Annotated in this window: 13 protein-coding genes; 11 read left to right on the top strand and 2 right to left on the bottom strand. The window is 70.4% G+C overall.

Annotated elements, in window-relative coordinates:
* The first annotated feature begins 17 nt into the window (after window positions 1–17).
* Genes arr through ABQ271_RS01205 form a run of 3 tightly spaced genes read left to right on the top strand, consistent with a single transcriptional unit; the run spans window position 18 to window position 1,640 of the window.
* Window positions 18–425 (top strand): NAD(+)--rifampin ADP-ribosyltransferase, encoded by a 408-nt coding sequence (gene arr, locus ABQ271_RS01215; protein WP_349309751.1) that lies wholly within the window; start codon window positions 18–20, stop codon window positions 423–425.
* Entirely contained in the window at window positions 425–754 is a 330-nt protein-coding gene (locus ABQ271_RS01210; protein WP_349309750.1) for a hypothetical protein, read from the top strand. Before arr ends, ABQ271_RS01210 begins: the two co-directional genes overlap by 1 nt.
* 37 nt (window positions 755–791) lie before the next feature.
* Window positions 792–1,640: an NAD(P)-dependent oxidoreductase gene (locus ABQ271_RS01205; protein ID WP_349309749.1), complete on the top strand. Its 849-nt coding sequence runs from the start codon at window positions 792–794 to the stop codon at window positions 1,638–1,640.
* A gap of 2 nt (window positions 1,641–1,642) precedes the next feature.
* Here ABQ271_RS01205 and ABQ271_RS01200 read toward each other — a convergent pair whose 3' ends face one another.
* Complete coding sequence (locus ABQ271_RS01200) at window positions 1,643–2,470, bottom strand: hypothetical protein (protein WP_349309748.1); 828 nt, start codon at window positions 2,468–2,470, stop codon at window positions 1,643–1,645.
* A 136-nt stretch (window positions 2,471–2,606) separates the two neighbouring features.
* Between ABQ271_RS01200 and ABQ271_RS01195 the strand changes: the two genes are divergently transcribed.
* The 8 genes from ABQ271_RS01195 (at window position 2,607) to ABQ271_RS01160 (ending at window position 12,525) form a co-directional block, all read left to right on the top strand.
* Complete coding sequence (locus ABQ271_RS01195) at window positions 2,607–3,740, top strand: glycosyltransferase family 2 protein (RefSeq protein ID WP_349309747.1); 1,134 nt, start codon at window positions 2,607–2,609, stop codon at window positions 3,738–3,740.
* The gene (locus ABQ271_RS01190; protein WP_349309746.1) at window positions 3,740–4,000 is read left to right on the top strand and encodes a glutaredoxin domain-containing protein; all 261 of its coding nucleotides are present in this window, start codon (window positions 3,740–3,742) and stop codon (window positions 3,998–4,000) included. Before ABQ271_RS01195 ends, ABQ271_RS01190 begins: the two co-directional genes overlap by 1 nt.
* 18 nt (window positions 4,001–4,018) lie before the next feature.
* Window positions 4,019–5,713, top strand: coding sequence for an aldehyde dehydrogenase family protein (locus ABQ271_RS01185; RefSeq protein WP_349309745.1), 1,695 nt, complete (start codon window positions 4,019–4,021; stop codon window positions 5,711–5,713).
* Window positions 5,714–5,987: 274 nt separating this feature from the next.
* The gene (locus ABQ271_RS01180; RefSeq protein ID WP_349309744.1) at window positions 5,988–7,508 is read left to right on the top strand and encodes a sugar transferase; all 1,521 of its coding nucleotides are present in this window, start codon (window positions 5,988–5,990) and stop codon (window positions 7,506–7,508) included.
* Window positions 7,508–8,758, top strand: coding sequence for a DUF1972 domain-containing protein (locus tag ABQ271_RS01175; RefSeq protein WP_349309743.1), 1,251 nt, complete (start codon window positions 7,508–7,510; stop codon window positions 8,756–8,758). Before ABQ271_RS01180 ends, ABQ271_RS01175 begins: the two co-directional genes overlap by 1 nt.
* On the top strand, window positions 8,755–10,185 hold the full coding sequence (locus ABQ271_RS01170; RefSeq protein WP_349309742.1) for a polysaccharide biosynthesis protein: 1,431 nt from the start codon (window positions 8,755–8,757) through the stop codon (window positions 10,183–10,185). Before ABQ271_RS01175 ends, ABQ271_RS01170 begins: the two co-directional genes overlap by 4 nt.
* Complete coding sequence (locus tag ABQ271_RS01165; RefSeq protein ID WP_349309741.1) at window positions 10,178–11,335, top strand: hypothetical protein; 1,158 nt, start codon at window positions 10,178–10,180, stop codon at window positions 11,333–11,335. The genes ABQ271_RS01170 and ABQ271_RS01165 overlap by 8 nt, the downstream gene beginning before the upstream one ends.
* Window positions 11,332–12,525: a glycosyltransferase gene (locus ABQ271_RS01160; protein WP_349309740.1), complete on the top strand. Its 1,194-nt coding sequence runs from the start codon at window positions 11,332–11,334 to the stop codon at window positions 12,523–12,525. The genes ABQ271_RS01165 and ABQ271_RS01160 overlap by 4 nt, the downstream gene beginning before the upstream one ends.
* Here ABQ271_RS01160 and ABQ271_RS01155 read toward each other — a convergent pair.
* On the bottom strand, window positions 12,450–13,184 hold the full coding sequence (locus tag ABQ271_RS01155; RefSeq protein WP_349309739.1) for a hypothetical protein: 735 nt from the start codon (window positions 13,182–13,184) through the stop codon (window positions 12,450–12,452). The genes ABQ271_RS01160 and ABQ271_RS01155 overlap by 76 nt on opposite strands.
* Window positions 13,185–13,352 lie beyond the last annotated feature (168 nt).

Genomic DNA, 13,352 nt, shown 5'->3' with positions numbered 1-13,352 from the left:
CGCGCTACCCTGGCGCGGTGAGCGCAGCGGACGAGACCGGCCCCTTCTTCCACGGCACGAAAGCGGACCTTCAGCTCGGCGACCTGCTGACCGCAGGTCGCACCTCCAACTACCGACCGTCGATCGTGATGAACCACATCTACTTCACGGCGCTGCGCGACCCCGCCGGTCTCGCTGCCGAGCTCGCGGCGGGCGACGGCGAACCGCGCCTGTACGAGGTCGAGCCGACCGGCCCGTTCGAAGACGACCCGAACGTGACCGACAAGAAGTTCCCCGGAAACCCCACCCGCTCGTACCGCAGCACCAAGCCCCTGCGAGTCGTCGGCGAGGTGACGGACTGGCCCCGGCTCACCCCCGAAGCACTCGCGGACTGGAAGCGCCGCATCGCCGACATCGAGAACTCCGGCGGCGAGATCATCAACTGATGTCGGACGTCGTCCGCTTCTGCCGCAGCCGCAGCGCCGGCCGCCGCTGCACGCGCCCCCTCGACCACCCCGGTCTTCACCGGCACCGCACGATCATGTGGACGGATGCCGCGGCCGACCCCGCCGGCTGCCCCGGTTCCGGGCGGCCCGGCGAACCCGCCGCCCCGCTCGACGACGGCTGGCCGCAGGGTCGCGCCCTCTGCCCGACGTGTCACCGCTTCCTCCCCCTCGAGGCCGGTCTCCTCGCCGAGCACACCACCTTCGACGAGGGCGAGACGGATGCCGAGGCATCCCACCGCCGGGAGTGGCTCAACACCCACGGGTGGTGACGGCCCCACTGTCAGAGGCGCGTGACATGCTGGCGGCATGCGCATCGCCGTCACCGGTTCGTCCGGAAAACTCGGGTCCGTCGTCGTCCGCGAACTCGCCGCCGCCGGCCACGAGGTGATCGGATTCGACCAGCACGGCACCCGCGGACCGGGCTTCGTGCAGATCGACCTCACCGATCACGGCCAGGTCGTCGACGCCCTCACCGGCGTCGGGGATCAACACGACGGCATCGACGCGCTCGTGCACCTCGCCGCGATCCCGGCCCCCGGCATCCGCCCCGATGTGGCGACGTTCCACAACAACATCACGACCACGTTCAACGTGTTCTGGGCGGCGCTGCGCCTCGGGATCACGAAGATCGTCTACGCCTCGAGCGAGACCGTGCAGGGACTGCCGTTCGACGTGCCGCCGCCCTACATCCCCGTCGACGAGGGCTACCCGGCGCGTCCGGAGTCGGTCTACTCGCTCGTGAAGCACCTCGAGGAGCAGATGGCGATCGAGCTCACGCGCTGGTACCCGGCGGCATCCATCACCGCGTTGCGGTTCTCGAACGTCATGTGGCCCGAGGACTACGCGGAGTTCCCCTCGTTCGACGCCGACGCGCGCCTGCGCAAATGGAACCTCTGGAGCTACATCGATGCGCGCGACGGGTCGCAGGCCATCGAACGCGCGCTCGAGGTCGCGGCTCCGGGCTTCGACCACTTCCTCATCGCGGCGGCCGACACGGTCATGAGCCGCCCGAACGACGAGCTCGTCGCCGAGGTGTTCCCCGGGGTCGAGCTCCGCGGCGACCTCGGCGTCCACGACTCGCTGTTCTCGACCGCGAAGGCGCAGCGCCTGCTCGGCTACCGGCCGCAGCACTCCTGGCGCGACCACGTGGGCTGAGCTCAGCCGCCGAACTCGGCGAGGACGTACACCTCGCTGTGGTTCGTCGCGCAGATCTCGGAGATGGGGTTCGCCACCTGCCAGAACTCCTGCACCTCGGTCATGCCGCCGGGGATCGGCGAGCGCTCCGCGAGCACCGTGTGCATCGACCGGAAATAGGGGGCGAGCACCGATGTCGACGACGACGCGAGCGTGTCGACCAAGGATGCCGCGGCATCCACCCGGCGATTCCACTCGTCCGCGTCGAACGCCGCGTAGAACCCGAAGCCCGCGTCGGCGTTCGTGACCTGGCTGTAGACATTCGAGTACGTCTCGCACTCGCTGACGAGCACAGGGTCCTGCGGGAACGGCTCGGATGAGTACGTGACGGATGCCTCCCACTCGGCCTCCGGCGCCATCCAGAGGGTGAGCACGCCCGTCGACCGGGCTTCCCACGGCCAGGCGAGCGTGCGCGCATCGTCACAGGGTCCGGACAGCGGCGCCTGCCCCAGCATCATCGAGTCGCCGAGTTCTGCCGTGAAACGCTCCGCGGGATCGCACGAGAGGTGGATGAGCACCGACCGCGTCCCGGGCGGCACGTCGAGCGGAACCCCGTCCTCGGCCCGGGGCCCGACGCCGGAGATCAGCTGCGTCGAGATCACCGCCGGCGCCGGTGGCATCGACGGCGACGGAGCAGGTGCTGTCACCGCTGCCTTCTCCGTCGGGCGCGCCTCGCCTCCGGCCTCCACGGCGGTCGACACGCACCCCGTCAAGAGCAGAGCGGCGGTGGCGGCGATCACCAGCGACAGCCCGGCCCGCCGCGCGCGCGGCGCCGCATCCCCCCAGATCATGGCCTCTGTCTATCAGATCGCCCCCGCCGACCGTCAGCAGAGCCAGAACGTACGCCGGGGACATCCTCAGTCCCGTTGTCCGAGGCACGGCTAGGCTGAGACGTCCCCGTGCCCGCCGAGCATCGCGAGCCCCGCCATGGATCTGTCGATCATCGTTCCGACCTTCAACGAAGGTCCGAACGTCGACGAGCTGCTACAGCGCATCGGCGACGCGCTCGACGGACGCGTCTTCGAGGTCATCTTCGTCGACGATTCAACCGATGACACCCCCGCGATCGTCACCGCCGCGGCGGCCACCGCACCGTTCCCCGTGCGCCTGATCCACCGGGAGAACGCGGACGCAGGCCTCGGCGGCGCGGTCGTCGCCGGATTCCAGGCGGCCACCTCGCGCTGGTGCCTCGTCATGGACGGCGACCTGCAGCATCCCCCCGAGGACATCCCGCGACTCGTCGAACGCGCCGAACGCGGCGACGTCGACGTCGTCATCGCTTCGCGCTATGCCTCGGGTGGCACCTCGAAGGGCCTCGCCGACGCGACCCGCACCGCCGTCTCACGCGCCTCGACCGCGCTGACGAAGGCGATGTTCCCCCGCAAGCTCGCGAACTGCTCCGACCCGATGACGGGCTTCTTCCTCGTCGACACCCAGGCCGTCGACGTCGATGCGCTCCGCCCCCGCGGGTTCAAGATCCTGCTCGAGGTCCTCGCCCGACGGCAGCTGCGCGTCGACGAGGTTCCCTTCGACTTCGCCGAGCGTCACGCCGGCACCTCCAAGGCGACGTTCACGCAGGGCGTGCGCTTCCTCACGCAGCTCGCGATGCTCCGCTTCGGACGGATGTCGGCCTTCGCCCTCGTCGGCGGGTTCGGCGCCATCGCGAACCTGGTCATCATGTGGGGACTCATCCGGCTCGACATGGACTACGTGCCGGCGGCGATCGTCGCGAGCGTCATCACGATCATCACGAACTTCCTGCTGCTCGAATACCTCGTGTTCGCCGACATGCGCTCCGAATCCGGGCGGATGCACACGCGGTTCGTGAAGTCGTTCTCCTTCAACGGACTCGAAGCGATCATCCGCATCCCGGTCCTGTCGATCCTCGTCGAGGGTGCGCACATCCCGGCCGTCCTCGCCGCCGCGCTCACCCTCGTCGCCGCGTTCGTGCTGCGCTTCGTCTTCCACGCCCTCGTCGTCTATGCACCCCGCAGAACGGCCCGCGCGGTCAGCTCCCCCGAGACCGCGCCCGCCGCGGCGGGCAGGCGTACGCTGGAGTGATGACCGACACGTCCGCTCAGATCACGATGTTCGGCGCCGAATGGTGCCGCGACTGCCGCCGCACGAAGGCGCAGCTCGACAGCCTCGGAGTCGATTACCGCTACGTCGATCTGGAAGCCGAGCCCGACGCCGCCGACGTCGCCCGCGAGATCTCCGGACGCACCAACATCCCCGTGGTCGTCTACCCGGACGCCACGCACCACGTCGAGCCGAGCAACGACGACGTCGCCGCGAAGCTCCGCGAGCTGTCGCTCATCTGATCCGACGACACCGAGACGATGACGACGACGTCACCGTCCGCGCCGCGGGACCTCTCCCCGGGCGCCGACACCCGCGCCAGCCTCGACGCGGCACTCACACGCCTCCGCGCGGGCGCGGGCGCGTGGACCGACCTTCCTCCCGCTGGACGTCGCTACCTGCTCCGCGAGATCCGCTCCGCGGTGAGCGCGGCAGCCGACGACTGGGCGCGGATCGCCGCCGCCAGCAAGGGCCTCGACCCGCGGCATCCGCTCGCCGGTGAGGAATGGCTCGCCGGACCCTACGCCGCCATCGTCGCGCTCGACGCGTACGCCGACACCCTCGACGCCCTCGCCCGCGGTCGCAGCCCGCTCGCCGGCATCCGCACCGGCACGGCACCCGGCGGACGCACCGTCGTGCACACGTCGCCGCTGAAGGTATCCGACCGCATCCTGCTGTCGGGGTACACGACCGAGGTGTGGTTGCGACCCGGCGTGACCCCCCACGAGGCTCGGGATGCCGCGGGCCTCGCATCGCGGCATCCGCTTCGCAGCACCGGGGTCGGCCTCGTCCTCGGTGCCGGCAACGTGACCTCGATCCCCTTCCTCGACGTGCTGTACGAGCTGCTCGCCGAGGGGCGCGTGGCGCTCCTGAAGGTGAACCCCACGCAGGACGCGCTCGTGCCGGTCTTCGAGCGGGCGTTCGCGCCGCTCATCGAGGCCGGATTCGCGGCCGTCGTGAGCGGGGGCGGCGACGTCGGCGCCTATCTGACGAGGCATCCCGAGATCGACCACGTGCACATCACGGGATCCGAGACGACCTTCCGCGCGATCGTCGGTTCGGGCGAGGATCGCCTGCGCGTGCCGATCACCGCCGAGCTCGGCGGGGTATCGCCGATCATCGTCGTGCCGGGACGCTGGACGACAGCCGACCTGAGGTTCCAGGCCGAGCACGTCGCGACCATGCGACTGCACAACAGCGGCCACAACTGCATCGCCGGCCAGGTGGTGCTGCTCAGCCGCGACTGGGACCAGCGAGAGGACTTCGAGCGGGAGCTCCGCCGCGCCTTCGCGCGGACGCCGCAGCGCCCCGTCTGGTATCCGCACGCGGCGGATCGCCTCCGGCGCGTGCGCGAGACCTACCCCGACTCGGAGTGGTTCGCCGACGGCACGAGGGCGATCGTCACCGGTGACGGCGAGATCGAGACGACGGAGTACTTCGCCCCCGTTCTCGGGATCATCGACCTCCCGGGCACCGGCGCCGCCTTCGTCGACGCCGCCGTCGCACATGCGAACGAGCGATTGACGGGCACCCTCGGCGCCAACGTGCTGATCGACCCGGCCACCCAAGCCCGGCTGGGATCCGGCTTCGACGACGCCGTGGCACGCCTCGAGTACGGCACGATCGCGGTGAACGGGTGGACTGCCTTCGGATTCCTCACGCCCACCGCGACCTGGGGCGCGTTCCCGGGCGGCACCGTCGACGACGCACCGAGTGGAATCGGGATCGTCCACAACGCCCTCCTGCTGGACGACGTCGAACGCACCGTCGTGCGCGGTCCGTTCCGTCCCTTCCCGCGCTCGCTCGGGCGCGGCCGCTTCTCCGTCCTGCCGAAGCCGCCATGGTTCGTGACCTCCCGCACCGGCCGCGCCGTGTCGGAGGGCTTCGCCCGCTTCCGGATCGACGGACGCATCGGGCCGCTGCTCGTCACCCTCGCTCGCGCCTTCGGCGCCTGACGCCGCCGGGACGAACCACTCGCCCCGCCGCGCGGGTTTTCCGGGGAGATGAACATCGGCTGACGTCGAGTTCACGATCAGCTGTCGCACGACCGACGAGCGCACGCTAGTGTTGCACTCGAGTGGATCGCACGGCCGGGGGGTCGTGCGGAGGTTCTTGGGGAACCGCGAAGCTCATTTGGGGAACTATGCAGCCGCCTCGCGGCGGTTGCAGTGATCGCATTTGCTTTGGGGGCATGATGCGGACACTGTCCGATGTCTGTGGGGGCGCTCGGTGAGCGCGGTCGAGGGACTCTCCCCCGCGCTGTCGCTGGCGGGACTCAGCACGCTGACGACCTCACGCGCTGCGACGGACGAAGCGCCGCGGTCTTCCGCGGCGCCCGTGAGCCGCCAGCAGTGGGAGCGCCGTATCCGCACTCGGCTGCGGGTGAGTGACACGGCGGTCGTCGCCGTGTCGTGCGCCCTCGCGACCGTCCTCTCGCTCCGGGGCAGCACCGTCGGCATCCCTCACAGCGCCGTCGCCATCGCCGCCGCGACCGCGACCCTTTGGCTCCTGGCCCTCGCGATGTTCACCACGCGATCGCCGCACGTGATCGGCTCCGGCGCCGCCGAGTACGCACGCGTCGCGCATGCAACCGGCCTCGCGTTCGGGCTACTCGCGATCCTGTTCGTCGTCTTCGAATGGCAGGGGATCAGGAATCAGCTCTTCACCGCGCTCCCCCTCGGCACCGTCGCCCTCCTCGTCTCACGATGGGGATGGCGGCGGTGGCTCGTCCGTGAGAGGGCGGGCGGGCGCTACGCGTCACGCACGGTCGTCGTCGGATCCCGGGACGACGTGGAGTACGCGATCAGAACGCTCGGACCCTCGGGACGGCTCGGCTACCTCGTCGTCGGCGTCGCCCTCCTGGAGGACTCCGACGACACGGTGAGCGTCGACGGCGTCGATTACCCCGTCGCCCGCGGGGAGGACGCCATCCTCCGAGCCGCCACGACCCATGAGAGCGACACGATCGTGGTGGCGAGCCAGCCCACCGGCGACCCGACCTTCATCAAGCGCCTCGCCTGGGCGCTCGAGGGAACCACGGCGGAGCTCGTGATCTCGAGCCGGCTCACCGACGTCGCCGGCCCCCGGATGTCGCTTCGCCCGGTCGAGGGGATGCCCCTCATCCACGTCAAAATCCCCCGCTTCGAGGGCGCCACCTACTACGTGAAGCGAGCCCTCGACATCCTGGTGTCCCTGGGCGCTCTGGTCCTGTTCGCACCGATCGCCGCGGTGATCGCGGTCGCCATCAGCGCCGACGACCACGGGCCGGTCTTCTTCCGTCAGGCCCGCGTCGGGCGGGACGGCCGCGAGTTCGCGATGCTCAAGTTCCGCACGATGCGGGTGGATGCGGAATCCGAACTCGCCGCCCTGCTCGCACGGAACGAGGGGTCCGGCCCCCTGTTCAAGCTGAGGCGCGACCCGCGGGTCACACGCGTCGGACAGGCACTGCGCAAATTCTCGCTGGACGAGGTGCCGCAGTTCTGGAACGTGCTGCGCGGCGACATGAGCGTCGTCGGCCCGCGCCCGCCCCTGCCCGCCGAGGTGACCGCCTACGACGGCACCGTCTTCCGACGCCTCTACATCAAGCCGGGCATCACGGGCCCGTGGCAGGTCGGGGGTCGCAGCGACCTCTCCTGGGAGGAGAGCGTCCGGCTCGACCTCCGGTACGTCGAGAACTGGACCGTCATGACGGACCTCGTCCTGATGTGGCGAACAGCCAAAGTCATGGTCACGCCCGAGGGAGCTTACTGATGGTCATCGAATACCCGCGGCGCGTCGACGCCGAGCCCGTCCGCCTCGCCCACGATGTGCGGCCCCGCGAGACGAGGACCCTCGACATCGCGATGATCGGGACCCGCGGCGTTCCCGCCTCCTACGGCGGCTTCGAGACGGCGGTCGAGGAGATCGGGCGCCGGCTCGTCGAACGCGGTCACGGTGTCACGGTGTACACCCGGGGATCCCAGACACGGGACCGCACCTACCTCGGGATGAAAGTCGTCCACCTTCCCGCGCTCCCCGTGAAGCAGCTCGAGACGCTGAGCCACACCGGCCTCTCCGCCGTGCACGCCGTTCTCGGTCGGCGCCCCGACGCGGCCTTCGTGTTCAACGCGGCGAACTCGCCGTTCCTGCCCGCGCTGCGAGCCCGCGGCATCCCGACCGCCCTGCACATGGACGGCCTCGAATGGAAGAGGTCGAAGTGGGGGCGACGAGGCAAGGCCTACTACCGCTGGGCCGAGGAATTCGGAGTCCGCACCGCGGATGCTCTCGTCGCGGACGCCCCGGGGATCAGCGAGTACTACGACCGCGAATTCGGCGTGCCGACCGAACTCATCCGGTACGGCGCACCCCTCCTCGAGCACGCGCCGGTCGACGGCGTGCACGCTCTCGGCCTCGCCCCGGGCGGGTACCACCTCGTGGTCGCCCGCTTCGAACCCGAGAACCACGTGCTCGAGATCGTCGAGGGCTACCGCGCCAGCGCGGCGCTGCGGCCGCTCGTGGTCGTCGGCTCCGCACCGTACGCGGCGGAGTACACGGAGCGCATCCGCGCCGCTGCGGGCGACGACCCCCGCATCCGCTTCCTCGGCGGGGTGTACGACCAGGATCTGCTCGACGCGCTCTACTTCCATGCACTCACCTACGTGCACGGACATTCGGTGGGCGGAACGAACCCGTCACTCCTGAGGGCGATGGGTGCGGGTACCGCCGTCGTCGCCTACGACGTCGGGTTCAACCACGAAACCCTCGACGAGCACGGCCTGTTCTTCGCGCACGCCGCCGACGCGACGCGACACTTCACCGCCCTCGAGAACGACCTTCCCCTCGCCGGCGCGCTCGGCGCCCGCGGCAAGATGCGGGCTGCAAGCGACTTCAGGTGGGACGACGTGGCGACCGCCTACGAGAATCTCGCCGCTCGGCTCGCGGTCGGGGAGTCGATCCACGGTCAGGCGCGCGCAGCGCACCGAGGTGCGGGCGGACGTACCGCGGTGAGCGCGGCGCGATGACGACGGAGACCGTGCGAACGCACGACGCGCCCGCCCCCGGCGACGCCCCCTCGGACGTCGACCACGACGTCGCGCGACGGCTCGGAACGCGACGCGGCATGCTCGCGTCGGTCGGCGGCAGTGCGATCGCACGGCTGCTGGTGATGCCCGTGAGCGCGCTCCTGGGCATCGTCGTCACCCGACTCATCCTCGACAACTACGGCGAGGCGACGTACGCGCAGTACACGCTCCTCGTCGGGATCGCGGCGTTGCTGCCGTTCGCCGACCTCGGGCTGTCGGCAGCGATCCTGAACGCCGCCTCCGCCGCGGGGAATCCTCGGACGGACATGAAGCTCCGCGGGGTCGTGGTGTCCTGCATCCGACTCCTCGCCTGCTGCGCGATCGTGCTCCTCACGGTCGCGATCGGGATCTACTCGTTCGGGTACTGGGATGTCCTGCTCGGCGACGGACTGAGCCTGGACTCAGGCGCTCTCGCCGCCACCCTGTGCCTCGCGATCCTCGCGCTCAACCTGCTCGTCTCCTTCGGTCAGCGCATTCTCATCGCGTTGGGACTCAACACGCTCGTCGTGCTTCTCAGCGCACTGCAGACGCCGGTGGTGCTCCTCGTGCTCTGGCTGACGATCTCGGCGGGCGCAGGTGGCGGCTACATCGCGGTCGCGTCGTACGCGGGCACCTTCCTGGTCAGCGTCATCGCCTTCATCGTCGCCGTGCGCCGGACCTCACCCACCATCGGCATCGCGCTCCGGCAGAGTCTCAGCCCCCGCGTTCGCGGCGAGCGGGTCCTGAACGTCGCCTGGCCGATGCTCGTGCAGATGATCGCACTCCCGATCGCGATGTCGTCCGATCGCCTGGTGCTCAGCCACCTCGGCTCGCTCGACGATCTCACCGAGTACAGCCTCACGATGCAGATGTTCGGCCCCGCGCTGGGAGTACTCACCACCGCCGGCATGTCGCTGTGGCCCGTCTTCGCGCGCGCCCGGGCAGCGGGAACGGCCACGCCGTTCTCACCGCATGCGATGGCGGGGATGTTCGCCGGACTGGCGTTCATCGGCGGCGCCCTGATCTTCGCGCTCTCCGGATGGCTCGCCGAGCTCGCCTCCGGCGGGCGCATCGAGCTCGGCTGGCCGATCCTCGTGGCGGGCGGTGTCTTCATCATCATCCAGGCGGTCAAGCAGCCCTACGGCATGTCGCTCACCGATGCGAGGGGACTCACCTTCCAAGCGCTCTGCGCGCTCGTGCTCCTCCCCGTGAACCTCGGGCTGACGATCGCGCTGACACCGGCGCTCGGCGCCCCCGGCCCACTCGTCGGCTCCATCGTCGCCGTCGTCGTCTGCCAGCTCGTGCCCAACATCCTCCTCGTCCGGCACCGCGCACGGCGCACCGCACCCGTCGGCGAGACACTCGAGACAGGACACCGCCATGAGTGACGTGATGCCACAAGAAGCACCGGTGCGGACGTCGCACGTGAAGCTCGCGCAGGTCGGCGACTACTCCGTGTCCAACTGGGGCGACCAGCTGTACCCGGGTGTCACCGGTCACCTCCTTCGCCGCATCGGGCTGGAGGCGGATGTCGAGCACTTCGCGCCCCTCGCCGGCACCACCCTTGCGGGTGAACCGATCCGTCCGCTGCGCGAGATCCGACGCGCGGACGCGACAGCCGTGCTCGTCGGCGGGGGTGACCTGATCCGGTTCGACACCACGACGGTCGCGCTCGACCACATGGCCGTGCCGGAGGCTCAGCGACACGGCCGGCTCTTGCGCCTCCGGGCCGAGCTCTTCGCCCGGAGGCACTTCCTCGCCGGCCCCGGCGTGTGGCTCCCCCAGGAGGATTGGGTGCCCGGGGCGCCGACCGTCCTGGTCTCCGTCGGCGCGCGCCGGATGACGCACGACGCGCGAGCGCGATCCGTGGTGAGCCGGGTGAGGGGTGTGTGGGTTCGCACGTCGCACGCGGCACGTCAGTTCGAAGCGGCGGGGGTCGGCGCCGAACGCATCGTCCGCGCCCCGGACATGATCTTCGCCCACCCCGCGCTGTCCGATCCCGACGGTGCGGCGGAGCGCGGGCGGCAGATCGTGCGAGCACGACTCGACGTCGACGAGCCGCTCGTCGTCTTCCACGCTGCAGCGTTCCACGGCTGGCCTGAGGCCCGTGTCGAGGCCGCGCTCCGTTCACTGGCCGGCCTTCCCGTCGCTGTCCTGTCTCTGGGTGCCTACTCCGGAGAGGACCGCGCGCTGGCGGGTGCCGCGGAACGCGCCGGTGTCGGCGCACTCATCGGGCTCGAAGCCGACGAGATCATCTGCGTGCTCGCCGCGGCCGGTGTCGTCTTCACCACGAGCATGCATGCGGCGATCGTCGCCGGATCGTTCGGCACACCCGTGTTGACTCCGGGGGTCGCGAAGACCGCCGAGGCGTTCGCCGCCTGCCCTGTTCCGCCGCACGTCGAGGGAGTCAGCGACGAGGATCTCGCCGAGACCGTCCGCGCCAGGCGCGGCGAACGACTGGCGCACGATCCGACTCCGAATGCCGCTGCTGCAGAGAAGGCCATGACCTCGATCCTCGCCATGGCCGGGGTGCTGTGACGACGCCGTGGACCGTCCTCGTCGCCCATCCCGGCGCGGAACTGTTCGGCTCCGACCGGATGCTGCGAGAGTCCGTCGCCGGGCTCTGCGAGGGCGGTGCCCGAGTCGTGGTGACCGTACCCACCTACGGTCCGTTGATCGATGAGTTGCGCGCTCTCGGCGCGGAAGTGGTGATCGCCCGCAGCCTCGTGCTGAGCAAGTCCCTGCTCCGGCCGTCCGGCTGGGGACGCCTGGTCAGCGAGAGCATCCTCGGCATCGGCTCGGCGTGGCGCATCATCCGCCGCGTGCGCCCTGACGCCGTCTACGTCAGCACCATCACCATCCCGCTGTGGCCGCTGATCGCGCGGCTGCGCGGCATCCCGGCGGTCAGTCACGTCCACGAGGCCGAGGCGTCGGGGAACAGGCTGCTCAACCGGCTCCTGTACATTCCCCACCTGCTGTCGAGCGAGGTGCTGGTCAACAGCCGCTTCAGCCAAGCGACGATCCGTCACGCGCTGCCACGGCTCGCATCCCGCACACAGGTCGTGCTCAACGGGGTCGTCGGCCCTGCGGAGCCCGCACCGCCCCGCGCGGATCCGGACGGAGCCCTCCAGGTGCTCTACATGGGCCGGTTGTCGCCGCGCAAGGGACCCGACCTCGTCATCTCGGCAGCCGAGCTGCTCGCCCGGGACGGCGCCGCGGTCGACGTCACCCTCGTCGGCGATACGTTCCCCGGCTACGAGTGGTTCGGCGACGAGCTGCGCGCGCAGGCATCCGCCGCGCCCGCGCAGGTGTCCGTGCGCTTCGCCGGGTTCCAGCCCGACGTCTGGAGCTACGTGGCGGCAGCCGACGTCGTCGTCGTCCCCTCGCGGATCGACGAACCGTTCGGCAACACCGCGGTCGAGGCCGTCCTCGGCCTGCGGCCCGTCATCGTCGCAGACACCAGCGGCCTGCGCGAAGCGTCCGCGGGCTACGCCACGGCGCGACGGGTCCCCGTCGACGAGCCTGCGGCGATCGCGGCGCACCTGCAGGCGATCACGGAGTCCTGGGCGACCGTGCGGGCGAACGTCGAGGACAGCCGGGCGGAAGCCCTACGCCGGCATGCCCCGGAGTCGTACCGCGCGGCCGTGCGAGGTCACGTCGAACGCGCCGTCCGCTCGGGCTCGGCCCGGCGCGCCGGAACGTCCCGGCGCCGCGGCAGCAGCCGATAGGTGCGGAGCCCGCGGCCCTTCGCGACATCGTTCGGCAGGTGGTCCACACCCCGAAGGAACTCTCGCCCCTCCTCTTGCGCCGCATCCCAGGAGTAGGTGCTCGCGACCTTCCGGCTGGCGTGCACGACGGCGGCAGCATCGATGACGCCCATCCTGAGCGCGGCATCCTCCATCAGCTTCGCCCACTGGAAATCCAGCCCCCATCCCCACCGCAGATCGGCGGGGAACGGCAGCAAGAGCCGCGCGGCATCGGCACGCACCAGGGTGACGGGACCGATCTCGACGAACCTGGTCGTGCGCGCAACGCTCAACAACCGCCGCTTCGCGACGATCCAGTTCGCATTGCTGAAACGCGTCTGCGCCGGTTGGGCGAGAGCGAGATCGAGTCTCTCGCACACTTCGATCGCCAGGTCGAGGAAGCCGCGGGGCAGGACGACGTCGTCGTCGATGATGACCAGCCAGTCCACCGCGGGGAGGTCCCGCACGAGCACGTTGAGGTTCTGGAATTTGCCGGCGGTGAGGTGACCGGCGCCCGTGTCCGCCCGCATCTCCGCGGGGACATCGCCCATCGCTCCGAGGTTCACGACGACGTCGTGACGGGATGCCCGGAGTTCCGCGACCGCGGTGCGGAGGGGCTCCGCGTCCCGATAGATGCCCACGACGCCCACGCGCCGAGGCGGTCCGGTGCGAATCGCCCCGAAGCTCCGCGCGAAAACCCCGTCGACAGCTTCCGCCGCCCGGCGCCCCGCACGTCTGATCCCAAACCCGCTCGTACGCATGTGACTCCCCAAGTCCGCATATCCCCTGGTCAGAGGATAGCGTTCGTC

The sequence above is a fragment of the Microbacterium sp. MM2322 genome, from assembly GCF_964186585.1.
In the GTDB taxonomy this organism is placed as follows: Bacteria; Actinomycetota; Actinomycetes; order Actinomycetales; family Microbacteriaceae; genus Microbacterium.
Note: the sequence above shows the minus strand (reverse complement) of the source record. Positions and strands in the feature narration are given on the sequence as shown.

Excerpts from the sequence above, each read along its gene's own strand:
- ABQ271_RS01210 (WP_349309750.1), top strand. The coding sequence starts at position 425 with ATGTCGGACGTCGTCCGCTTCTGCCGCAGCCGCAGCGCCGGCCGCCGC.
- ABQ271_RS01205 (WP_349309749.1), top strand. The coding sequence starts at position 792 with ATGCGCATCGCCGTCACCGGTTCGTCCGGAAAACTCGGGTCCGTCGTC.
- ABQ271_RS01200 (WP_349309748.1), bottom strand. The coding sequence starts at position 2,470 with ATGATCTGGGGGGATGCGGCGCCGCGCGCGCGGCGGGCCGGGCTGTCG.
- ABQ271_RS01195 (WP_349309747.1), top strand. The coding sequence starts at position 2,607 with ATGGATCTGTCGATCATCGTTCCGACCTTCAACGAAGGTCCGAACGTC.
- ABQ271_RS01190 (WP_349309746.1), top strand. The coding sequence starts at position 3,740 with ATGACCGACACGTCCGCTCAGATCACGATGTTCGGCGCCGAATGGTGC.
- ABQ271_RS01185 (WP_349309745.1), top strand. The coding sequence starts at position 4,019 with ATGACGACGACGTCACCGTCCGCGCCGCGGGACCTCTCCCCGGGCGCC.
- ABQ271_RS01175 (WP_349309743.1), top strand. The coding sequence starts at position 7,508 with ATGGTCATCGAATACCCGCGGCGCGTCGACGCCGAGCCCGTCCGCCTC.
- ABQ271_RS01170 (WP_349309742.1), top strand. The coding sequence starts at position 8,755 with ATGACGACGGAGACCGTGCGAACGCACGACGCGCCCGCCCCCGGCGAC.
- ABQ271_RS01165 (WP_349309741.1), top strand. The coding sequence starts at position 10,178 with ATGAGTGACGTGATGCCACAAGAAGCACCGGTGCGGACGTCGCACGTG.